General features: G+C 47.8%; 20 protein-coding genes. 2 read left to right on the top strand and 18 right to left on the bottom strand.

The window, feature by feature from the left end:
• Positions 1-80 precede the first annotated feature (80 nt).
• The 8 genes from BN3656_RS11305 to pyrH form a co-directional block, all read right to left on the bottom strand.
• Positions 81-4706 carry a PolC-type DNA polymerase III gene (locus BN3656_RS11305; RefSeq protein WP_066548110.1) on the bottom strand — a complete coding sequence of 1542 codons (4626 nt, stop codon included), beginning with the start codon at positions 4704-4706 and terminating at the stop codon, positions 81-83.
• 4 nt (positions 4707-4710) lie between these two features.
• Positions 4711-5784: a flavodoxin-dependent (E)-4-hydroxy-3-methylbut-2-enyl-diphosphate synthase gene (gene ispG, locus BN3656_RS11300; RefSeq protein WP_066548107.1), complete on the bottom strand. Its 1074-nt coding sequence runs from the start codon at positions 5782-5784 to the stop codon at positions 4711-4713.
• A 17-nt stretch (positions 5785-5801) separates the two neighbouring features.
• A complete protein-coding gene (gene rseP, locus BN3656_RS11295; RefSeq protein WP_066548096.1) occupies positions 5802-6851 on the bottom strand; it encodes an RIP metalloprotease RseP in 1050 nt (349 codons plus the stop codon).
• Positions 6852-6855: 4 nt separating this feature from the next.
• A complete protein-coding gene (locus BN3656_RS11290; RefSeq protein WP_347461182.1) occupies positions 6856-8013 on the bottom strand; it encodes a 1-deoxy-D-xylulose-5-phosphate reductoisomerase in 1158 nt (385 codons plus the stop codon).
• A gap of 53 nt (positions 8014-8066) precedes the next feature.
• Positions 8067-8867, bottom strand: a complete 801-nt coding sequence (locus BN3656_RS11285) for a phosphatidate cytidylyltransferase (RefSeq protein ID WP_066548082.1) — start codon at positions 8865-8867, stop codon at positions 8067-8069.
• A gap of 18 nt (positions 8868-8885) precedes the next feature.
• Positions 8886-9605 carry an isoprenyl transferase gene (locus BN3656_RS11280; protein ID WP_066550752.1) on the bottom strand — a complete coding sequence of 240 codons (720 nt, stop codon included), beginning with the start codon at positions 9603-9605 and terminating at the stop codon, positions 8886-8888.
• Positions 9606-9701: 96 nt separating this feature from the next.
• Complete coding sequence (gene frr, locus BN3656_RS11275) at positions 9702-10253, bottom strand: ribosome recycling factor (protein ID WP_066548080.1); 552 nt, start codon at positions 10251-10253, stop codon at positions 9702-9704.
• Positions 10254-10330: 77 nt separating this feature from the next.
• On the bottom strand, positions 10331-11032 hold the full coding sequence (pyrH, locus tag BN3656_RS11270; protein WP_066548077.1) for a UMP kinase: 702 nt from the start codon (positions 11030-11032) through the stop codon (positions 10331-10333).
• A 273-nt stretch (positions 11033-11305) separates the two neighbouring features.
• Between pyrH and BN3656_RS11265 the strand changes: the two genes are divergently transcribed.
• A complete protein-coding gene (locus BN3656_RS11265; protein WP_066548076.1) occupies positions 11306-12139 on the top strand; it encodes an EAL domain-containing protein in 834 nt (277 codons plus the stop codon).
• Here the strand turns inward: BN3656_RS11265 and BN3656_RS11260 are convergent.
• Positions 12054-12797 (bottom strand): metallophosphoesterase family protein, encoded by a 744-nt coding sequence (locus BN3656_RS11260; protein WP_066548075.1) that lies wholly within the window; start codon positions 12795-12797, stop codon positions 12054-12056. The two genes, BN3656_RS11265 and BN3656_RS11260, sit on opposite strands and share 86 nt — an antisense overlap.
• A gap of 193 nt (positions 12798-12990) precedes the next feature.
• On the opposite strand from BN3656_RS11260, the gene BN3656_RS11255 reads away from it, so the two are divergent.
• A complete protein-coding gene (locus BN3656_RS11255) occupies positions 12991-14466 on the top strand; it encodes a hypothetical protein (protein ID WP_066548073.1) in 1476 nt (491 codons plus the stop codon).
• On the opposite strand, the gene BN3656_RS11250 is transcribed toward BN3656_RS11255, so the two are convergent.
• From BN3656_RS11250 to BN3656_RS11210, 9 genes are all read right to left on the bottom strand, one after another.
• The gene (locus BN3656_RS11250; RefSeq protein WP_066548067.1) at positions 14463-15641 is read right to left on the bottom strand and encodes a glycoside hydrolase family 88 protein; all 1179 of its coding nucleotides are present in this window, start codon (positions 15639-15641) and stop codon (positions 14463-14465) included. The two genes, BN3656_RS11255 and BN3656_RS11250, sit on opposite strands and share 4 nt — an antisense overlap.
• A gap of 46 nt (positions 15642-15687) precedes the next feature.
• A complete protein-coding gene (locus BN3656_RS11245; protein ID WP_066548064.1) occupies positions 15688-17688 on the bottom strand; it encodes an alginate lyase family protein in 2001 nt (666 codons plus the stop codon).
• 4 nt (positions 17689-17692) lie between these two features.
• Positions 17693-18520, bottom strand: a complete 828-nt coding sequence (locus BN3656_RS11240; RefSeq protein ID WP_066548062.1) for a carbohydrate ABC transporter permease — start codon at positions 18518-18520, stop codon at positions 17693-17695.
• Between the two features lie 12 nt (positions 18521-18532).
• Positions 18533-19426, bottom strand: a complete 894-nt coding sequence (locus BN3656_RS11235; protein ID WP_066548059.1) for a sugar ABC transporter permease — start codon at positions 19424-19426, stop codon at positions 18533-18535.
• A gap of 112 nt (positions 19427-19538) precedes the next feature.
• Complete coding sequence (locus BN3656_RS11230) at positions 19539-20882, bottom strand: sugar ABC transporter substrate-binding protein (protein ID WP_066548057.1); 1344 nt, start codon at positions 20880-20882, stop codon at positions 19539-19541.
• 169 nt (positions 20883-21051) lie between these two features.
• Complete coding sequence (locus tag BN3656_RS11225; protein ID WP_242962992.1) at positions 21052-21627, bottom strand: AraC family transcriptional regulator; 576 nt, start codon at positions 21625-21627, stop codon at positions 21052-21054.
• Positions 21628-21730: 103 nt separating this feature from the next.
• A complete protein-coding gene (locus BN3656_RS11220) occupies positions 21731-23587 on the bottom strand; it encodes a recombinase family protein (RefSeq protein WP_009320311.1) in 1857 nt (618 codons plus the stop codon).
• A 54-nt stretch (positions 23588-23641) separates the two neighbouring features.
• Complete coding sequence (locus BN3656_RS11215) at positions 23642-23833, bottom strand: hypothetical protein (protein WP_001820669.1); 192 nt, start codon at positions 23831-23833, stop codon at positions 23642-23644.
• Positions 23834-23904: 71 nt separating this feature from the next.
• Positions 23905-24135 (bottom strand): PC4/YdbC family ssDNA-binding protein, encoded by a 231-nt coding sequence (locus tag BN3656_RS11210; RefSeq protein ID WP_000659122.1) that lies wholly within the window; start codon positions 24133-24135, stop codon positions 23905-23907.
• Between the last annotated feature and the right edge of the window lie 27 nt (positions 24136-24162).

The following is a 24162-nucleotide window of genomic DNA, read 5'->3' as shown; positions in this document are numbered from 1 at the left end:
AAGCCGGAAAAGAGCTTTTTATAAAAAAAGCTCTTCCGTATCATAACACAGATTAAATAAAATGGCAACGGCTGTCTTTTTTACAGATCAAACAGAGAAAGCTGATTGGACTGGGGCAGATCCTTTAAAAGTCCCAGATCCGACATCAGGGCACAGATCGTTCCGTTTACGCGGGTACGGCTTGAAAAATCCTCCACAGACAGGAATGGGCCGTCCTTTACCGCATCAACGACCGCATCCGCTGCCTTTTCTCCCAGACCGTCAATACTGCTTAAAGAAGGCATAAGCTTACCATCAATGATCTGGAAATCCCTTGCCTTTGCCCTGTAGATATCAAGAGGCATAAAATCAAAGCCTCTGGCGTACATTTCCTGAACAATCCTCATATCTCTTAATGTATCCTGTTCCTTTTTTGACAGGGTATCTGCCCGTTTTTTATAATCTGCCAAATAGTACTCCAGCTTGTCCCGGCCCTGGCACATGATTTCATAGGAAAATGCATTGGCGCGGATACTGAAAAAGGCTGCATAGTAGGCTAACGGATAAAAAATCTTGCAGTAGGCGATCCGCCACGCCATCATAACGTAAGCTGCCGCATGGGCCTTGGGGAACATGTATTTAATCTTTTTACAGGACCAGATATACCAGTCAGGCACCCCGTGGGCTTTCATTTCCTCTTCCCATTCAGGTTTTAATCCCTTTCCCTTCCGCACACTCTCCATGATCGTAAAGGAAAGCCCCTGCTCCATCCCTCTGGCGATCAGATAAACCATAATATCATCTCGGGTACAGATGGCGGTCTGAATGGTTGCCTTCCCCTCCTGGATTAACGTCTGGGCATTTCCCAGCCATACATCCGTACCGTGAGCCAGTCCTGCGATCCGGACCAGGTCGGAAAAGTACTTCGGCTTTGTATCAAGGAGCATCTGCATGGCAAAATCCGTACCAAACTCAGGTACGCCCAATGCTCCCAGCGGACAGCCTCCGATATCGTCCGGAGTGATCCCCAGCGCCTCAGTGCTCTGAAACAGGCTCATAACCTCCGGACTGTCCAGAGGGATATCCTTAACCGGGTCAAGACCAGTCAGATCCTGGAGCATTCGTATCATGGTGGGATCATCGTGTCCCAGAATATCCAGCTTTAACAGGTTGTGGTCAATGGAATGATAGTCAAAGTGGGTCGTTATGGTGGAGGTCGTCATATCGTTGGCCGGGTGCTGCACCGGAGTAAAGGAATAAATCTCCTCTCCCAGCGGAAGCACGATAATGCCTCCGGGATGCTGGCCTGTGGTACGGCGCACGCCTACGCAGCCCTGGACGATCCGGTTGATCTCACAGTTGCGCTTTCTGGTTCCCCTTTCCTCATAATATTTTTTTACATAGCCAAAGGCCGTCTTATCTGCCAGAGTACCGATGGTACCTGCCCGGAAGGTCTGACCTTTTCCAAAAATAACCTCTGTGTAATCATGAGCCTTACTCTGGTACTCACCGGAAAAGTTTAAGTCAATATCAGGCTCCTTATCGCCCTTAAAACCAAGGAATGTCTCAAAGGGAATATCAAATCCGTCCTTTTCAAGAGGCGTACCGCAGACCGGGCAGGCCTTATCGGGCATATCGCAGCCCGCCATACCGGAAAATGACTTTACCTCCTCTGAATCAAAATCATAGTAGCGGCACTTGGGACAGTGGTAATGGGGACTTAGCGGGTTTACCTCCGTAATACCAGACATGGTTGCCACAAAGGAGGAACCGACAGAACCTCGCGAACCTACCAGATATCCGTCCTCATTGGATTTCCATACCAGCTTCTGTGCAATAATATACATTACCGCAAAACCGTTTGTAATAATAGAATGAAGTTCCCGCTCCAGACGGTCTACTACGATCTGAGGCAGATCATCCCCATACATTTCATGGGCTCTGTCATAGCAGATCTTTGTCAGCGTCTTATCGGAATCCGGGATGACCGGAGGACATTTATCCGGCCGCACCGGAGCGATCTTTTCACACATCTGTGAGATTTTGCGTGTATTTGTCACCACTACCTCATAGGCCTTATCCGGCCCCAGATAGGCAAATTCTTCCAGCATTTCCTCTGTGGTCCTTAAATACAGAGGCGCCTGATCGTCTGAGTCCTTAAAGCCCTGCCCCGCCATGATGATCCGGCGGTATACCTCATCCTGAGGGTCCAGAAAATGCACATCGCAGGTAGCGCAGACCAGCTTGCCAAACTGTGCGCCCAAATCTACGATCCGTTTGTTGATCTCGATCAGATCGTCCCTCGTCTTTACTGTGCTTTTTTCGTCCCTGAGCATAAACGCATTATTTCCAAGAGGCTGGATTTCCAGATAATCATAAAAATTTACCAGCCTGGCAATCTCTGCATCCGGCGCTCCTCTCAAAAGAGCCTGGTACAGCTCTCCTGCCTCACAGGCAGAGCCGATAATAAGTCCTTCTCTGTGTGCGTTTAAAACGCTTTTGGGGATTCTGGGACGTCTGGAAAAATAATCCAGATGCGACCAGCTCACCAGACGATACAGGTTAATGCGGCCGATATCATTTTTTGCCAGAATGATCACGTGGTTGGTGGGAAGCTTCATAATGGTATGGGCATCCATGGCGCTCAGGCGGTTGAGCTGATCCAGATTTTCGATATCACGATCCCGGAGCATCTTTACAAAGGCCGCAAAGATCTCTGCCGTGGCTTCTGCATCATCCACGGCCCGGTGATGATTTTCCAGTGAAATGTTCAGAGCTTTTGCCACTGTATCCAGCTTAAAACGGTTCAGATTCGGCAGAAGCAGTCTGGCTAAGGATACCGTATCCAGAACCGTTGGCTGAAAGGGAAGTCCCTGTTCCTCCGCATAATGGCTGATAAAGCCCACGTCAAAGCCTGCATTGTGAGCTACCAGGGCGGAATCTCCTACAAATTCCAGAAACTGGGGTAGGATAACGTCAATGTGCGGATAGGGGAGCACCATTGCGTCATTGATGCCTGTGAGCTTTTCTATATCAAAGGGAATGGGAACATCCGGGTTTACAAAGGTGGAAAAGCGCTCTGTGATAGCTCCGTCCACTACCTTTACCGCCCCGATCTCAATGATCTTATTTTTCAGCGGGCTGAAGCCGGTGGTTTCTATGTCAAAAACCACATAGGAATCCTTAAAGCTCTGTCCTTTTGAATTTTCCACCAGCTGCTTTGTATCGTCTACCAGATACCCCTCTACCCCGTAGATGACCTTAAAGGGATCTCCCTTATCCAACGCATGGTTTGCATCCGGAAAGGCCTGGACACAGCCGTGATCCGTCACCGCGATTGAGGTCATTCCCCATTTCTTAGCTCTCTTAATGATATCCTTTACCTCTGAGACACCGTCCATATCGCTCATCTTGGTATGGCAGTGAAGCTCCACACGCTTTTCAATGCTGGTATCCATACGCTTGCTGGTAAAGTCCTCGCCCTTTTTGATTCCCACGATCGAACCTAAGGTCAGTTCGCCGTCAAATTTATCAATGGTGGTTACGCCTTTGATCTTAAGGAACATTCCCTTCTGTATTACATTTTTTACCTCGTCAAAAATCTCCGGACGGATGAACATTTTAGCTGTAATGGTATCTGTAAAATCCGTAATATCAAAGGTCAGGATAAATTTGCCGCTTCGAAGCTCCCGGCTTTCGCAGGTAAGCACCTGCCCTCTTAAGGTAACCTCTCCAATCTCACCGTCAATCGTCTCAATTTCCAGAAATTCATCTTCAAAATCACGGCCATAGAGCACATCGGGATTATTCGAACGCTTGACAGAAAACTTTTTATCCTCTCCAAAGCCATTATCCCGGCCCCAGCCCTTTCTCCCTTTATTTAACTGGGGACGCTTTTCCTTTCCGGGAGAGTTGTTTCCGGTTCCGGTACTTCCAGACCCGGCATTTCCTGCCGGAACAGCCTGAAGGGACGCTTCCTCTCCGCTTCCCACCTCTCCTGAAGCTGCCTGTGCCATAAGCATATCCCAGGGGGCGCCGTCCTGAGGAGCTTCCATCAGAGCATCCTGAGGGCCGGCCGTCTGCTTTAAAAGCTCTTTTCCCTCCAGGCCCTCTGCCGAAAAGCCTCCCATGGCTTCCAGCTCTTCCCTGTGGTTGCGCCAGTAGATAGCCTGTGCCTCCTTTTCAATCTTTCGCTCAAGCTGTTTTCTGCGCTCTCCGCCGGAAGGGGGAATATAGGCAAAGTGCACCTCTACCGGAAGGCCGCAGCGCTCTGCAAAAACCTTTTCCAGTACCCGTTTTAACTCCCCGGTCCGGTCCCGGTTCACCATGGTATCCTCTACGGTCAGTACCATCAGATCCTCCTGTTCAAACCGGATCTGTGATTTTCTGAACATGGAGTATTCGATGATGCTGTAATGCTTCAGTTCCAAAAGCAGGCTGTCCTTATAGATCTTTAACAGCTTTTCCGGCGTATACTGACCGGAAAGACGGTATCTTTCCTGGATTTTTACTGTTACCTGCTTGTCAGGAAAAAGCTGATCCTTTATTCCCTTTTCCAGATCGTAAATATTCTGTTTGTGTATGAGCCGCGGGCTTTTCACATAAACGCGAATAGAGCTTCTATCTCTGGTAGAGGTAACCTTTTCTACCTCTGTCAGAGCTAAAAGCTCTCTAAGCGGCTCTGCAATATTCAGTGAAGGAAATACCTCCAGAAAATTCTTCGCCATAAAATTACTTCTTTCTTTCCACTGCCATTGCTGTTAATTCCTCTTTCAGCACATTTAACAGCTGTTCCTCCGGCACCTTTCGGACAATTTCGCCTTTTTTGATCAAAAGCCCCTCTCCGATTCCGCCTGCAATCCCGATATCTGCTTCTTTTGCCTCGCCCGGTCCGTTTACCACACAGCCCATAACAGCAACCTTTACGCCATCCAGTCCCTCAAGACCGGTAACCATGGTTTCTACCCGGTTGGCCAGTCCGATCAGATCAATGCGCGTGCGGCCGCAGGTGGGACAGGAAACAACCTCTACTCCGCCTTTTCTTAAGCCCAGAGTCTTTAAAATCCGCCTGGCAGACTTGATTTCCTCCACCGGATCGCCTGTAAGAGATACCCGGATCGTGTCTCCGATTCCCTGGTACAGAATAATCCCCAGACCTACCGCGGACTTAATATTTCCGGACATAAGAGTACCGGATTCTGTGATGCCTACATGAAGCGGATAATCGGTCTTTTTGGCAATCTCCTCATGGGCTTTCACGCACATCATTACGTCTGAGGATTTAATGCTGATCACCAGATGATCGTAATCCATGTCTTCTATCATTTTCACCTTATCCAGCGCACTTTCTACAATCCCCTGTGCAGTCACACCCCCGTACTTTGCAATCAGATCCTTTTCCAGAGAACCGCTGTTTACGCCTACACGGATGGGAATCCGGCGCGCCTTTGCAGCATCTACCACAGCCTTCACGCGTTCCCTGCTTCCGATATTTCCGGGATTGATACGGATCTTATCCGCTCCGTTTTCTATGGCTGCCACTGCAAGACGATAATCAAAATGGATATCTGCCACCAGGGGAATATGGATCTCCTTTTTTATCTGTTTCAGGGCCTCTGCCGCCTCCATCGTTGGCACAGCCACCCGGATGATCTCGCATCCGGCCTCCTCCAGTTTAAGGATCTGAGCCACTGTAGCCGCCACATCCTCTGTTTTTGTATTGCACATGGACTGGATCAGTACCGGATTTCCTCCTCCGATCACCCGGTCTCCGATCCTGACCACCCGTGTATCGTTTCTTGTCATCTTAACGTTTCCTCCTGTTAAAACAGCTTTCTCACATCGTTAAACAGAATAAATACCATAAACGCCAGTAAAAGCGCCATTCCCGCTGTATGGATCATAGCCTCCTTTTCCTGGTCAACAGGCTTTCCTCGAAGAGCCTCCAAAAACAGGAAAAACAGCCTTCCGCCATCCAGGGCCGGAAAAGGGATCAGGTTCATCACACCCAGATTGGCGCTTAAAAGAACGCCGAAATTTACCAGAGTCATCGCCACAGCCCCGGCTCCCGCCTGTGACGCCTCATCCACGGTCTGATCGATGGTGCTTACGATTCCAACCGGGCCGCTGATATCATCAACCGATACGGCTCCATGAAACATCATATAAAAGGTATCAAATACATATCGGATCCAGAACTGTACCTCATATACCGACTGGCGCATCAGCTCCAAAAGTGTATCTGCCGGTTCAATCCCAGGCTGAAACTGTACGCCAATGAGCTGCTGTCCATTTTCTGTAAGCACAGGCGTCACAGAAGCGCTCAGTTTTTCCTTTTTTCCATCTTCTCCTTCCCTCTTCCAGGTGAGCTTAAGCTCCTTTCCCGGATGAGTAAACACATAAGTTGTAAAATCCCGGTAGGAATGGATGGAACGGCCATTGACATGGGTAATCACATCTCCTGGTAAAAGACCGGCCTCCTTTGCAGGAAAGCCCTCCTCTACCCCCAAAACCTCAGGAACCGTATAGCCGCCGGAAACGCCCACCAAGATCATTGCCAGAAAAAATGCCAGTATAAAATTAAATACAGGGCCTCCGGCCACGACGGCAATTCTGGCCCAGACCGATTTATTTCCAAAGGCGCTCTCCTCATCCGCTTCCTCATCTTCTCCCAACATGGCACAGGAACCGCCAAAAGGAAAGGCCTTGATGGAATACTTGGTTTCCCCCATCTCCACACTGAACAATCTGGGCCCCATACCCAGAGAAAACTCCACTACCCCGATTCCACAAACCTTTGCCATCAGAAAATGGCCCAGTTCATGGATCAGAATAATGGCCCCCAGGATCAGTATTGATAAAATGATATTCATCTGGCTAAATGCGTTCCTTTCTTAATGTCTCTCTGATAAAGTCATATGCCTCCTGCTCCGCTGCCAGAATCTGATCCACATTCGGAGCCGCTTTTCTCTTATGGTTTTCCATCGCGCCCTGGATCAGATCTGTGATGGCTAGATAGGGGATTTTTTTCTCCAGAAACAATGAAACCGCCAGTTCATTGGCCGCGTTAAACACGGTAGGCAGGGAGCCTCCGGCTTTTCCGGCCTCGTAAGCCAGCTTTAAGCCCCGGAAGGTTTCCATATCCGGCTCATCAAACGTAATCTCTTTTAACTTTGTAAAATCCAGACGGTCTCCCGGAAGGAAACGGCGCTCCGGATAGTAAAGAGCGTACTGAATGGGCAGCTTCATATCCGGTGTGCCAAGCTGTGCGATCACGGCTCCATCCTCATATTCGATCATGGAGTGGATCACGCTGGCAGGCTGGATCACTACCTGAACCTGATCCATATCCACATCAAAGAGCCAGTGGGCCTCCATAACCTCCAGTCCCTTATTTACCATAGTAGAAGAATCAATGGTAATCTTGCGCCCCATGGACCAGTTGGGATGCTTTAAGGCATCCTCCGGCTGTACACCGGCCAGCTGTTCTCTGGAGCGGCCTCTGAATGGGCCTCCGGAAGCCGTCAGAAGAATCTTGTGGATCCGGTTCTCTCCCGCTCCCTGAAGGCATTGGAAAATAGCAGAATGTTCCGAATCTACAGGAAGAATCTTTACTCCCTTTTCCTTTGCCAGAGGCATAATGATATGGCCTGCCGTCACAAGGGTTTCCTTATTTGCCAGGGCAATATCCTTTCCCGCCTCCATGGCCGCTATGGTAGGGCGGATACCGATCATGCCTACTACAGCAGTCACCACAATCTGAGCCTCCGGCTCACAGGCTGCCTCCATCAAGCCTTCCATCCCGCTTACCACCTTCACATCCAGATCCCTGATCCGGCGTTTAAGCTCTCTGGCCGCCTCTTCTTTCCAGAGGCAGGCGATTTTTGGATGAAATTCCCGTACCTGCTTTTCCAAAAGCTCCACATTGGAACCTGCCGCCAGCGCAGTGATCCCAATGTCCTGATTGTATCTTGCAATTTCCAGTGTCTGAGTACCGATGGAACCCGTAGAACCCAGAACTGAGATCTTCTTTATCATAACTTATATTCTCCTCATTTTACGAAAATACACATTTTTCACAAAATCGTTTATCCTAAAAAGGTAAGAACAAAATAAATCGCCGGAGCGGTAAAGATCATACTGTCAAACCGGTCGAGAATCCCTCCGTGCCCCGGTATGATATGACCGTAGTCTTTTACTTTGTGATTACGTTTAATGGCAGATGCCGCCAGATCTCCGATCTGGGAAATAACAGCCGCAATGGCACAGGCTACGGTACAAGCAATCACGGGTTCTTCAATCCCGTGCATTCTGGAACCAAAGATCCATGCATAAATGAGACCTAAAATCGCAGAACCAAGAGTACCGCCTATTGCTCCCTCTATGGATTTTTTAGGGCTTAACACAGGAGCCAGCTTATGTTTTCCAAGAAGCATCCCACTGCAGTAAGCGCAGGTATCACATCCCCAGGAACTTAAAAAGATCAGCCACACCAGATAAACTCCGTCCTGCATTTCCCTGGTCTGATACAAAAAGGAAAGCATCACCGGAACATAGCATACACCGAAAAAAGCCCCTGTAATCTCTTCTGTCTTGTACTTTGGAAAGGTAAATACATAAAGACCCATTAACACCATCAGACAGAGGATAATCATAAGGTTCAGATACTCATGGCCTTCCCACCACAAAATCCCATAGTAAGAAAGGGCTGTAATATAACCCACCGCACCTACCGAACGATTTTCAATCCCCAAAACACGATACAACTCAAAAAGGCCCACAAGTGAAATAAGGGCTGTGACTCCAAACAGGATCAGTCCTCCCTTTCCCACAAAAAGGACTGCCAGAAGCACCAGTATAATTCCGCTTATCAGTCGTGTGGTAAACATGGACTTCTGTCTCCTTTCCTACTTTACTCCGCCGAACCGCCGGTCTCTTTTATTATACTGCAGGATTGCCTTTTCCAGCTCTTCCTGGCTGAAATCAGGCCACAGACAGTCTGTTACATAAAGCTCTGTATAAGCCAGCTGCCATAAAAGGTAATTAGACAGGCGCAGTTCACCGCTGGTACGGATCAAAAGATCCGGATCCGGGATTCCCGCCGTATCCAGATAAGAGGCAAATACATCCTCTGTTACAGCATCCGGATCCAGCGCTCCTCTGGCGGCGTCAGTTGCCAGTTTTGCAGCTGCCCTGCGGATCTCATCCCTGCCGCCGTAATTTACCGCGATCACAAACGTAAGGCCTGTATTGTCCTTTGTCTCATTTTCCAGACGGTTGATGCCTGCAATGATATCCTTTGCAAAGCGGGACCGGTCTCCGATCATCTTCACCCGGACATTATTTGCAGAAGCAATTTTTAACAGGCGCACCATGTAGTAGCGGAACAGCTGCATCAGAGCTCCTACCTCATCCTCGGAGCGCTTCCAGTTTTCCGTGGAAAATCCATAAACCGTCAGATAACGGATGCCCATTCTGGCTGCAATTTCCACCGTTTTCTCTACTGTAACGCAGCCCTCCTTATGTCCCATGGTTCTGGGAAGCCCTCTTTTTTTAGCCCACCGTCCGTTTCCGTCTAAGATCAGGGCCACATGGGCCGGTATTACTGCATTTGTATCTAAAGCCATTCTTTCTCCGCCTTTCTCTCCAGGAATATTTCTGAATAGATGAAAAGGCAGGAGTCGCTCCTGCCTCCACATATGGGAAGTATCCCTTTCACGGCCTTAAACGGTCATGATTTCCTTTGTCTTTTCTTCTACCAGCTTATCTACGCGCTCAACCATCTTATCGGTAAGCTTCTGCATCTTCTCTGTAGTCTCTGCCAGTTCGTCCTCTGACATATCTCCTGCTTTTTCTGCCTTTTTAAATGCGTCATTTGCATCCCGGCGGATGTTGCGGATGGCAACCTTGGCTCCATCTCCCTTTTTCTTTACATCCTTGGCAACCTCTTTTCTGCGGTCCTCTGTCATCTCAGGGAAGACTAAGCGGATGCAGTTTCCGTCATTGGTTGGGTTAATGCCCAGCTCAGAGGTAAGGATTGCCTTTTCGATGGCCTTTAACAGGCTCTTCTCCCATGGCTGGATTACGATCATGCGGGCCTCGGGAACAGATACATTGCCCACCTGCTGAATCGGGGTCGGAGTGCCGTAATAGTCAACTCTGATCTTATCAAGAACATGGGGATTGGCACGGCCTGCGCGGATGGCAGCGTAATCAGATACCAGTACGTCCAGTGTCTTGTTCATCTTATCCTCATAAAACTTTAAATCTTCCATATGTCCTCCTGTAATGCGGGCCTGTCGGCCTGATTTTATAAAATTCATACCCGGCGGCGCCTGCGTCCTGCCGGAAACTATGCGGTAACGATGGTTCCGTTGATCCGGCCCTGCATAGCGTTTGCAATGCCGTCTGGTTCATTTAAGCTGAATACAGCCATGGGCATCTTATGCTCCATGCACATGATGGAAGCAGTCAGATCTACCACTGCCAGCTGCTTATCGATAACCTCCTGAATGGAAATGGTATCATACTTTTTCGCTTCAGGATTCAGCTTAGGATCGCTGTCGTATACGCCGTCAATTGCCTTTGCCAGCAGAATACAGTCTGCATCCATCTCAATGGCCCGAAGCGCAATTCCCGTATCCGTAGAGAAGTACGGATGACCGGTTCCGCCTGCAAAAAATACCACCATTCCCTGTTCAAAGCACTTATTTGCACGGTCTTTTGAAAACAGCTTTGTCATAGAGCCGCACTCAAAGGGGGTTAAAATCTGGGTTTTCATCCCTGCATTGCGGAAAATCTCAGATACATAAATGCAGTTCATAATCGTAGCCAGCATGCCGATCTGATCCGCTTTTGTACGGTCAATAGCCTCACTGGTGCGGCCTCTCCAGAAATTCCCGCCTCCGATCACGATACCTACCTGGACACCTGCATCCACAGAAAGCTTTACCTGTCTGGCAACTTCTTTTACCGTATCCTCATCAAACCCGGTCTTTTTCGGTCCGGCAAGTGCCTCGCCGCTTAATTTTAAAAATACTCGATTCATTTTCATGGGTGAATCTCTCCTTTGTTCACTTATCACCTGACAGCCGAACACGGCGGCAGCTGATACTCTCATTACAGTATACCATACTCCGGTCCATTTGCAAAGAAAAAGGAAACAACTTTTATATTTTTCAGCATTTTTGAATTAAATTTGAGATTTTGCCTGTATTGTACTATAATGGAATATATTGGTACGTTGCAGGATTTTAAATATCGCACATTTTTAGGGAGATTCATATCCCAAATCGGCATCTGCTCCTGTCCTGCCTATGGAGCGGATATGACCTCGGTCCTGAAAAATCTCGACGCTGCCGTATCTGCCGCTGAGGAATACGGTCCAAACCAGTACGCTGTCTTTGACTCCAAACTTCACGAGCAGGTTCTGCGCCGCCAGGCCATTGCCCGATATCTGCAGACTGCTCTGGAGAAAAATGAAATCGAGGTCCGCTACCGCCCCATTGCCGAGGACTCCGGGCAGATACGGGCCGTTGGCTACTATGCCCTGGAGGATGCGGGCCGTTTGATCGCACGTCTGATGGAAGAAGGAAAAGAGTTTGAATCCATCTGTATTCCTGTATCTCCTCTCCTGCTGACCCAGGAGGACTTTATAGACAAGGTAGAGGATGTAATTACCCGTTTCCATATCCCATCCGGAAAACTTGCTTTAGAGCTGGATGATACAGCTTTATCCTCCGTTTACTTAAACGTAAATATTACCATGCAGGAGCTGGCACACCTTGGCGTGGAGCTGGTACTGAACCATTTCGGTTCCGGCTGTGTCCCGGTTACAGGCATCCTTGACCTTCCGGTAAACACAGTAAAGCTGGAGCGTATGTTTGTATGGCAGCTGGAAACAAATCCTTCCTGCGCAGCCATCGCCGGGGGCCTGATCCAGATTGCAAAGAATTTAAACATCCATATCATCGCTGAAGGCGTGGAAACAGAAAATCAGCTCAATACCTTAAGTGGAAGAGGAAAAGAAAAAGATGGCGCGCTAAAGCGCATTTATAAAAGGAAGAGACCTGGTTTCAGATCCCTTCCTTTAATTTTGCCAGAATCCGGTGGGCGTCGGAGGTTTCCTCCATCCCGCACAGATCGTAAATTTTTGCTGTAAGCTCTGGGTCATTTCCTGTATTTTTAACAACCCAGGCTCTGGAAGCATCTGCCTGATAAAGACGCAGGATCTTTGCGATCAAAAACAGCATTTCCTTATCCTTTTTCTCCTGCATATGACGCTTCTGCTGACGCTCATACCTGTTTTTCTTCGGTTTTTCCCGTTTTGCGATGGCATCTTCGGGCGTTCCGTAGCCCTTTTCCAGCCATATGGTTTCCAGCGTATAGGCTCCGTTTTCTATGGTCATCACCGCCATGGAAAGGGGCAGGGTACCACGTTTATAGCCGCAGCTTCCTGGATTGAGCCAGAGCCGTCCATTTATCTCCTGCTGCTGGTACATATGGGAATGGCCAAAAACAACCACCTGAGCGTCTCCCAGGCTGCCCGGAATCTGTGTCCTTTCGTGGGCCATGATGAATTTTACGCCTTCGATCTCAAAACGCTTAATCCCCGGAAGGCCTCCGGACCAGCCGCGGTCATTGTTTCCCCTCACCGCAAAAAGGGGCTGGTTTACCTCCAGCTTGTGATAAAGCATCTGCGTATCAAAATCTCCTGCATGTACGATCACATCGCAGGTCTCTAAAATCCGTTCCACCTCCGGCCTTAAAACGCCGTGGGTATCTGATATAATAGCCGCCCGTATGGGTCCCCGTTCCATTTGTCTCCTCCTTTAGGGCTGTGTCGTCCCACGATTTATGATTATAAAGGAAAGCTTCCATTTTTTCAATGAAAGGATAACAAAAAACAGCACATTTTCTGACAATTTTGTGAACTTTATTGTGTGGAACTTTTCTATATGATACAATAGACCTGTAAATTTCAAAAAATTACCAGAAGGAGAACCTTTGATCATGAAAAAATACAAGTCATTCATTCCTACCCTCGGAGCAGCCCTGCTTCTCTCTTTGGGTTCTGCATTCTGCGCTCAGGCCGCGGATATCGGCTGGGTCACGGAGGACGGCACCTGGCGTTATAAGGATGCTTCCGGAAACTATGTGACAAATACCTGGAAAACCTCCGGCGACTCTTCCTTTTATCTGGGAAGCGACGGAAAGATGACTGTGAACCAGTGGATCGACGATGAATACTATGTAAATGATTCCGGCGCCATGGTCAAGAATTCCTGGATCCACATCACCGAGGAGGGCGGCTCAAAGCCTGCGGGCTGGTACTATACGGATTCTAAGGGAAAGCTTGAGCGTGACGGCTGGGAAACCATTGGAACGTATAAATATGCCTTTGACAGCGACGGCCGGATGCGTACGGGCTGGTTTTTTGACGGGGATGATATCTACTATCTGGGCGGCGAGAACCAGGGCTATGCCAAAACCGGCTGGCAGTGTCTGGATTACGATGAAGAGGACAAGCCCGAAGACGGCGACATTTCCGAAGCACGCAGCTCTGCCTCCGATTCCTCCAAATGGTTTTACTTTCAGTCCAACGGCAAGGCAAAAAGGGCAGATGACCGTACCTACGCAGTCGAAACCATCAATGACCGGAAATATTATTTTAATGAGGACGGCGTTATGATGACAGGCTGGATCGCTGCTGAGGAGGAGGCCGAGGCAGGAGACACGACAGGGATCAGCCGCTTTGTCTATCTGGGCGATGAAAATGACGGTACTATGGCAAGAGATACCTGGCTGGAGCTGACGGAGCATCCTGCAAGCTGTGATGACAAGGATGAGCTTGCAGAGGGAGACACGGACGAAATGCCAGAAGACGGAGATTCCAACTGGTACTATTTTGAAAGCGACGGAACGCCGGCCTATTTAAATGCAAAAGCCTCCAGCATGAGCCGGGCTACTACAAAGGTGAATGGGGATTCCTATTTCTTTAACCCTTACGGCGTGCGCCAGACCGGTATGATCCGCATGGTAAACCAGTCCGGGGAAGAAATGGTAGGCTATTTCGGAGACAGTAACTCCGACGGAAAAATGGTGACCGGAAAGAAGACCAATCTGAATGTAGACGGAGACAGCGGCACCTATTACTTTGCAGACTCCGGTTCTGATAAGGGAGCCGGTCTAAACGGCACCAAGGACGGCTATCTTTACTATCAGGGACGGCTGGTAGAGGCCGAAGACGGCTCTGATTTTGAAGTCTTTGAGGTAAAAAACCGCCTGTACCTTGTAAATGAATCGGGAAAGGTTCAGACGGACAGCAAAAATTATAAGGTAGACGGTTCCTATATGTATAAAATTTCCGGCGGCACTATCTACTATATTGATGATGATAAGAATGTAGAAGGAAAGGTAGAAGCATCTGATGCCTCTACCCTTCCAGAAGTCATTTATGATAAGGAATACGTTTTAAACGGAAACTAATACCAGTATACCTTCCAGTCGGCGGTCAGACGGGTGAGGGCTTCCATGAAGAAATAATCTCCCCAGGTATTGCACTCATCCACCCCCCGGTTGGTACAGGGATTTCCCTTGCTGGCTCTGGCATAGGTTCCGTGAAGAAGAAGGCCGTTTGACTCACTGTGATCCTTTACGGCGCAGTGATCGCAAAGGGCCTTTATCAGTTTTTCTGCCAGGGCTGTATATTTTTCTGCCTCCTCAGGCTCCAGATATTTTGCCATCTCCAGCATACCGCAGGCTGCGATTGCTGCGGAGGAGGAATCTCTGGGTTCTGTACTGCCGTCATCAAAATCAAAATCCCAGTAGGGGATCAGATCGGAAGGCAGATGCGTTACAAAATAATCTGTAACTTTTCTGAAAATATCAATATATGCAGGATCCTTTAAGAAATGATAGCTTAAAGCACTGCCGTAAATTCCCCAGGCCTGTCCTCTGCTCCATGCGGAACCGTCGCGGTTGCCCTGATGCGTCACACCCTTTACAGGCTCTCCCGTCTCAGGATCAAAGAAATAGGTATGGTAGGTGGAATGATCCGGGCGGATCACACAGTTCATGGCTGTGAGAATGTGAGCCGTCGCCTTTTCTCTGTACTTTGGATCTCCTGTCACCTCACTGGCCCAAAACAGCAAAGGCATATTTAAAAGACAGTCAATGATAAGACGGTAATTGTCCTTTGCTCCCAGTTCACCCCAGGCCTGAAAGAACCTTCCCTTTTCCTGAAACCGTTCCATCAGATTATCCGCTGCCATAAGGGCGGCTTTTTTTGCAGTTTCATCACCGGTAAGCCGGTAAGCCGCCACACAGGACGGAGTATAAAGAAATCCCATATCGTGGTTATCTACGTCCACACGCTCTGTAATCCTCTTTAAAAAAGACTTTGCCTGAAGCAGCCCCGCTTTTTTCAGGTTCTCATCCTTTGTTCGCTCATAAGCCAGCCAGATCTCTCCGGTCCAAAAGCCGGTGGTCCATTCTCTGTTTTCCGTCTGCGGATAAAAATTTTCCTCGCTGTTGGAATCGGGAAAATATTCTGTAAATTCCGGCAGGTTTTCCTGTACCAGTTTCACTGCCCTGGCCAGAAAATCTTCTGCTTCCCGGCCTGTAATTCTTTCATATTGTTCTAAGCGTTCCGCTGTCTGCATAATTTTTCTCCATTTGTTATATGATTCTGCTCCCAATCGGGCAGTTTTACCAGGAAAGAACCGTCATTTCAGGTTCCGGCTGGTTTTCCTCACAGATCATCACCCGGCCCAGGCCGTAATGTCCGTCTGCTCCGATATATTCCATATCGGCGCCTGTCTCCCGATGATTGAATACGGCTAGATAGGAATGGTCTCCCATTCTGATACGCAGGGCCTGAGCATCCTGATCCTTTAACACTTCTCCTGTTACTGGAACGGTCACCGGAACCAGGCTGGCGTCTGCTGTATTGTCATTAAAAATGACTGTAATCAGAGTGCCTGGAAGAGCCATCTTTTTTCGGATGCAGATCCAGGGACATTCCGTAAGCTGGTTATAGTGGAAGGATACCGGCCCCTGCTCCATAGAGATTTCTGCTCCCGGCGTCAGAACAAACGCCTTTGCTCCTGTTTTGATTCCCTGATAGGAAAATCCCAAACCAGATGCCTGGTCTTCCTTTGTAAGCGTTGTCTGTCCGGCTGGATTTAAGTGGAAGTGCTGACTGCACACATGCTCCCCAAAACCGTAAAAACTGTCTGCGATTATCTGAATCTTTGTACCGATCGACAGAACTTTTCGGCATACATAGACTCCCGCATCCATATATCCCAGATGGGCTCCCTCAAACAGTGTATACTGCCCTTTCTGCACCACTCTCATTCCGGCATAAGCTGCGGCATTTCTTACATTCCAGGAGCCAGTACACTCTGTATATTCTCTGTCATCTGCCATAGGGACATTGTGAGCCTTTGCAGACTTTAATGTCCTGCGCAGAGTTCCATCCACATAGGTATAACGTCCTGTATCGATCAACACGTCCTCTCCCTCATAAGACAGATCCAGATGGAGCTTGTCAAAGTGGCCGTGGCCGCCTCCCAGGCTTCCGCACATGAAATGAAGGTAATCTGCCTTCTGATCCCATCCGGAACGCAGAACGGCCTGTCCGCTGGCCTCCAGAGAAACCAGCTCATTTTGGGGAGTTTCCTTCGTCATCTGTTCATAGCCGATCACAGCCTCCATTCCCATTTCCCAGGCACTTTCAAAATCCAGACAGTCATAACCTCCAAAGCGAAGAAGCGGATCCTTAAGCAGCCATGCGGCCGGTGTAAGCACATCCCGAAGATCTGTCCGGTCGCTGTCCCCGTTTGCAGGCTGGGTATGATCCGGCTTGCTCCACAAAAGATCTGCCATGGCCATAGCTCTGGCCGCATTTTCAATATCCTCCGCCACCGGAATCTCATACAGCTCTGCGACCCTTAAAACCTCCAGAATACAACGCAGAACCTCATTATGGTACATGGGAGACTGTTCCCAGTGGACTCCGTCGTCCATTACCTGGATTGCCAGCTCCCGCTTAAGCCTTTTTAAAGCCTCTTCGATATAAAGAGCGCCCTTTTTCCGGCTGCTTTCCTCAATCGCCCATTCCTTTTTTGAAAGGAAGGCTCCGATACAGAAAAGTCCGTGATTTTCCAAAACGCCCCAGTTGCTCTTATCGCTGAACGGAACCCGGCAGTTAAAAAGATATTCCCCATGAAGGAGCAGGCCCTTTATAAAGGCCTGTTTCTCCTCATCTCCCATATGGGGACTGGATTCAAAATACTCAATGGCTTTGCACCAGTTTTCTCCGCGGATACCGGCTTCAATGGTTCTCCAGGTAGTCTTTTTTGTAGACTCTGTAATCGGATTTTCCGAAATCCAGGATAAAAGCTGCTCTTTAAAGCAGGCCGCATAGGCTTCATTTCCTGTAAGCGCATAGGCCTGACCCATACAGATCCAATAGCGGTGACGGTTAAACTGATAGATAAACTCAGGATCGCCTCCGGGCATATACTGCCAGTCAATCTGATCTGTAAAAATCACAGGCTCCGTGGTCTGCTCCATATCCCAGGGCAGATCAAAGAGAAATTTCCGATTTAAAACATCCTCTGCGGTCTGTATACTGTGGCTGCACTGATCAGCCCAGCGGCTCTTACAGTATCCGGCCTGCTCCTTCATCACTTCTCCTGTCATAGGCTCACCCCTTTACGCCGCCGGCTGTGATGCCTTCCACGAACCACTTCTGGCATACCATAAATACGATGAGCACAGGGATCAGAGAGCAGACTGAAGCAGCCATGATCAGTGCATAATCTGCGCCGTACTGGGAAATAAACATACGGATACCTAACTGGATGGTCTTTAACTCTGTACTGTTTAAATAGATCAAGGGCCCCATAAAGTCATTCCAGATATTTACAAATGTAAAAATAACCAGGGTTGCAATTCCAGGCTTTACCAGAGGAAGCGCCACTCTTGCAAAAATTCCGTATTCGTTTAAGCCATCAATTCTGGCTGCCTCCAAAAGTTCATTTGGTACACCGATCATAAACTGACGGATCAGGAATACGCCAAAACCGGAGAATGCCTGCATCAGGATCAATCCCAAATGGGAGTCGGTCAGATGCATACGGGAAATCAGTGCAAACTGCGTTACCATGTATGCCTGCCAGGGTACTGCAAAGGTGGTAACAGAAATTAAAAACAGGGTATCTCTTCCCTTAAACTGAACTTTTGAAAAGCCGTAGGCTGCAAAACAGCTGGTGAGAACCTGAACGGCTGTGGTGCAGATGGCAATTTTAAATGTATTTTTAAAGAAGGTAAGAAGCGGGATCTTCTCCCAGATGGTCTGATAGTTGACCCACTGAAATTCCTTGGGGAGCAGACGCATGGGGATGCTGAACACCTCGTTACTGGTCTTTACAGATGCAAGGAGCATCCATCCGAACGGTATTACCACTAAAATGGCAAGTACAGTCAGAAGACCATAGATAAATATGCGGTTAACGTTTTTTCTTGTTTCCATGATCTTTCCTCCTTATACATAATCGGTGAATTTCTTTTCACCCTGGAACTGTACCAGCGTAACCACCAGAACAACAGCAAACAGCACAAGAGCGCTGGCGCTGGCATAACCGAACTTAAAGTCAACAAAGGCTGCATTGTAAATATGGTTTACAAGCACATTGGTTGCACGTCCAGGGCCTCCGCCTGTCATAACATAGATCAGGTCAAATACCTTAAAGCACTGGATCGTCATCATAATGATAACAAAGAAAGTCGTTGGCTTTAACATGGGAAGGGTAATATAGCGGAACTTCTTAAAGCCGGTTGCTCCGTCAATGCTGGCTGCCTCATAAAGATCTCCGGAAATGCCCTGAAGTGCAGCCAGATAAACGACCATGTAATAGCCCATGTATTTCCACACGCTGACGATAATAATAACGGACATGGCCCAGTCGGTAGAAGCGCACCATTTCGGCGGGTTGGCGATCCCGATCCATTTTAGAAATTCATTGATCGGTCCAAACTCCGGCTGGAACAGCATATTCCAGACCGCACCTACAGCCACCAAAGATGCCACATAAGGGAAAAAGAAGGCGGTACGGTAAATCACAATTCCCTTGATCTTGGAATTTAACAGAATTGCAATGAGAAGAGCCGCCACCATAGTAAGGGGCACGGTAAATACGGCGTAATAAATCGTATTTTTAAACGAAATAATAAAACTGCTGTCATGAAACAGTTTTACAAAGTTTTGAAGTCCTACAAATTCCATGGGAGCAGAAGAACCGTCCCATTTCATCACACAGAGAACGAATGTAAAGATCACCGGAAGGAAAATAAAGAGAAAATATCCGATAAAATTGGGGAGGATAAAAGAGTATCCGATCAGGTTCCTCTTTAATATTTTTTTCTGTTTTTGTGTCATTTTTTCTCACCTGTCCTTATATAAGGGTACAAAAAGAGCGTCCAACTTTCGCTGAAGACTGAAATCAGACGCTCTTACGTTTTGTATTATGGCTTTGGATCCAAAATGAGGATTAGTCCTCTCTTGCTTCCTTTGCTCTCTGGTTCATGTTTGCAATACCTGTATCAATATCCTCTTCACCGATCATGATCAGGTCATGCTCTTCCTCAAGAACCTTTCTTACTGCTGCCATCTTGGCATCGATCGGACGGTCAAGTACCCAGCTTGTGATATTTAAAGCGTCGGTTCCATCCTCAGGGAAACCGGGAATTGCTGCCAGCTTCTCATTGATCGCATCGGTAGATGCAGCCGGGAAGATACCGTTGTCAGCCAGAGCCATTGCGCCCTCCTCACCGGTTGCAAATTTTACAAACTCCCATGCAAGATCCGGATCATCTGACTTTGCGTTGATAGCAACGGGTGTAGTAGATCCTACGGTAGCTCCTGCCTCTACGCCTTCCGGATGAGGAATGGTGGTTACGCCCCAGTTAAAGCCGAACTTTCCTGCCTCTTTATCCTGGATCAGAGTACCGATAAACCAGGAACCCATAGGAAGCATTGCGCACTGCTGCTGCTCAAATACGCTGATATAATGGATGCTTCCTGTCTTTAAGTTCGCATAAGACTGCATAATGCCTTCATCCTGCATCCGTACGGCCTGCTCATAAGCCGGCTTCATAAAGCTGTAATCCTCGCTCATCAGGGTGTTCTTTCCATCCTGTACGGCCCAGTTAGAAACAAGTGCCTGCCAGGTATGGTTATGAGTTCCGTATACCTTGCTGCTGCCCTCGCCGCTTGTCATCTGCTTTGCCAGTTCTTCATACTCATCCCAGGTCATATCAGCGGATGGATACGCAACGCCTGCCTTATCAAAAAGATCCTTGTTGTAGAACAGCATATACCAGTCTTTGCGGAATGGAAGGGTGTAATTGCTTCCGTCCATCTGAAGCTGCTCTGCTACGCCCTGGTACATTCCAAGATCAATGGCATCTTTCTTAATGTACTCATCCAGATTTAAGATCTGTCCCTTTTCCTTCATGGATACCTGATTCTCTGTATCCTTTACAAAGATAACATCCGGCTCGGAATCGCCGCCTGCCAGCATAACCGTTACCTTGTTGTTATACTCACTTGACGGAGCATCGATAAACTCGATGGTCACATCCGGATTGGCTGCCATAAATGCCTCTGCCACTGCGGTAAACTGAGGAGTTGCATCATTATCCCATACGGAAATGCTTAAGGTCTTCTTCCCATCGGAAGCTCCCTCTTCTTTTTTCTCCTCCGTGCTCTCTCCTGCCGCTGTGGTATCTTCCGCCTTGGAATCAGCTGTGGATGAGCTGCTGCCGCATCCTGCTGCCATAGAAGCTGTCATAGCGGTTACCAGTGTAAGCGCTGCTGCCTTTTTTAATCTCATTGTAAAGCCCTCCTTAAAATAATACCTCTTTGCTTTCTGTGTATACTATAACAAAAACAGCTTCCAAAGCCCATTCAACAAATAAAGACTTTTTATAAAAATTTCAGGACAGGCCTATTTCTTTTTATACTTTTTTTATATTATTGCACTTTTTTACACTTTTTCCCTTTTACACCTCATGGCCGGCTTTGAAACATTCTGCTTCATATTCCTTCGGAGAAAGACCGGCGATCTTTTTAAATACCTTACTGAAATAAAAAGGCGTATCAAAGCCCAGCATATCGGAAATCTCATACATCATATACTGATGGCCGGCGATCAGTTCCTTGGCCTTTTCAATCTTTACGGCTGACACGAATCCTGTAAAGGATTCCCCTGTCTGCTTTTTAAAAGCCGTGCTTAAATACCCCTGGCTGATACCCAGGGCTTCGGCTGTCTGTCCCAGAGTGATCCGTTCCTTATAATGGGTCATTACATAATCCCGGACCATTTCCGCAATCTTATCCGTGCGGCTGTCTCTTCTCCGATCCAAAATAGCAGATATAGAAGCCTCAAACCAGCGGATCCATTTCAAAATCTGTTCCAGTGTGCCAAAACGCCCCAGCTTTTCCATAATGTTGACCTCGTAGGGAAAACCGCCTTCTTCATCATCCTCAAAAAAAGATGCTATAAAAAAATACAGATTGGCACAGGCATTCACAGCCTGTTCCCTTGAAGGGTGATATTCCTCCAAAAGCTGCGTCAACTGACCGATTACCTGTCTTAAGCGGCTGCTGTCATTTAAGGCGATCGCCTGGGACAGATCTTTTTTCAGGAGGCCGATATGAAAGCTTCCCGGGTGGCCCGCATCAGTCGGTCATTTTTTGCGGACAGTTCATACATGCTATCCTTTTCTGTTCTCTGCTCCTGCGTTTGCTCTCGTTTGATTTCTCCCTCCGTATCTTCTTGGCACAAGCAGAACAATACCTTGATGCACCAGAGCCCGGGACATATTCAACGCCGCACACCGTACAGTTTTTAGCGGGCATTGCTGCCCACCGTTTTGTAGGTATGATATGTAATTCATCGACAAAGCCGATGAATTTATAGTAAATCTTGATTTCCTGCTTCACTGTTCCGTCTGCCATCTTCTCACGCTCCGAAACAAGTATCTTGTCTATGAGTGCGTTTATAACTGTTGCATCCAGTTCTTTTAAGCCTTGATAATTTCGGATAAGGGCGAGGAAGTCACGGATTCCCCGTGATTTCTCGTAGCTTTCATTAAGAGTTTCCGTCACCTCTTTCAGCCTTGCTTCAATTTCAAGCTGCTCTTTCTGGTATTTCCCCGACATCATCTCAAAATTCCGCTCGGTAATACGCTCCATGACCTTATCCTCGTAGAGAGAGGAAAACAGCCTGTCCAGTTCCGCAAGGCGTTTGTTCAGCTTCTTACGTTCTTTCTCTAATGCTTTCGCCCTGCTCTGGTCTGTTTCCGTGAGCCGCTTTTCTATGGCCCTGACCGCCTTTTCATCATTCACTGCCATATCCGCAAAACAGTTGATGTCGGCAAGAACGGCATTGAATAAATCCCTTGCTTCTATATTGTGGGCACTACACTCGCTTCTTCCGTTTCTTGCATAATTATTACATGAATACTGTACACAGTCGATAATCTCTGGGCGTTTCCTCCTGTGTACGTTCATTGCCCGCAGAGCACATCCGCAGTCCACACACTTGATAACACCTGCAAAAATATTTACAAATCCTCCCTTGTTCTGTGGAAGCCTACGACTTGTAATAAGCTGTTGGACAATATCAAATTCCTCCTGCGTGACTATTCCCTCATGGGTATTGGGTATCACTTCCCATTCTTCGGGCAGCTTAGAGGGGCGTTTCTTGCTTTTCATATTGGCGGCAATCCGTTTGTAGCCTACAAGATTTCCCGCATATATCGGGCTTCTTAAAATGCTCCTCACGCTGTTTCCACTCCAAATATAGCGTTTGTCCTCGTTCCCCTCAAAATGACGTTCAAAGCCTGTTTCGCCACGCTCCGCCGCATAAGCGGCAGGGCGTAGGATATGCTGTTTATTAAGATGTCTGCAAATTTTGGCAACTCCATTCCCTTTTAATGCAAGGTCGAATATCTCTTTTACAACATGTGCCACTTTATCATCTATCAGCAGATGGTTGTGGTCGGCAGGGTCTTTGATATAGCCATAAGGGGCGGTAGTTCCCATGAATTTCCCCTGTTGAAACCTCGCCCGATATGCCGATTTTATCTTAACAGATATGTCAGCGGCATACATTTCGTTTAAAATGTTGCGGAAAGGCGTGATGTCCATAGCAGATTTATTCAAGGTATCTACGCCGTCATTGACCGCTATATACCTCACGTTATGCTCTGGGAAGAAAACTTCCAGATATAACCCACAATCAAGATAGTTTCTCCCCAGACGGGATAAATCTTTCGTAATCACGCAGTTTATCAGACCGCTTTCAATGTCTTTTATCATATTCTGGAAACTTGGTCTTTGGAAATTTGTACCAGAATAACCATCGTCCACATACGTTTTTGCTATGTGCCATCCCTGCCTTTTCACATAATCCGTGAGGATGGATTTCTGTGTCGCAATGCTCGCACTCTCGTTATCCGTACCATCGTCTTTAGATAAGCGGCAATAAATGCCGACTAAATAGATTTTCTTTTCTTCTTTGATTCCTGCCATACTGTAAAACCTCCGTATCTGTCCTATCTGTTTTCATGTCCCATTGCGTACATTCTAAGCGGACAGCCCCTCATTGTCGAAGGTGTCGCCCTCGGCAATCTTCTTCCGAATATCCTCGGAGATAATCGGGACAAACGCTTCTGTAACGGTCTGTGTGCCGACATATTCACGGCTGATTATCATCTGCACTGGTGCTTTCGGCACGATACGCTTTCTCTTTTTATCTGCTTTCTTATCCTCGCCCATACTTAAATCTTCCTTTCCAGACAGGGCAGGGAAGAGTTTGGAAATGTCCCCGCCCTGCCAATCAGATACCATTAATCCTCGCTGTTTAATTCTTTCTGTAATGCTTTAAGGAGTGCCGCCGCTTCATCAGCGTTCAGCGTGATTCCCTTGCCGCACTTTTCACGGTTCGGGGAAAAGCTGCGGATGTCATACTTCGGCTCTTTCCCATTCCATGAAATGAGATTGATTTCCTTTGTGTAGCCACTGTCGCCCGTAGACAATACTGCGATTTCCTTTACGATTTCATACTGGATTTCTTTCATTCTCTCTACCTCAACTCTCTGTATTTA

The sequence above is a fragment of the Clostridium sp. AT4 genome (assembly GCF_001517625.2).
Taxonomy (GTDB): Bacteria; Bacillota; Clostridia; order Lachnospirales; family Lachnospiraceae; genus Enterocloster.
The sequence above is the reverse complement of the archived record's forward strand: the minus strand, read 5'-3'. Positions and strand labels throughout refer to the sequence as shown.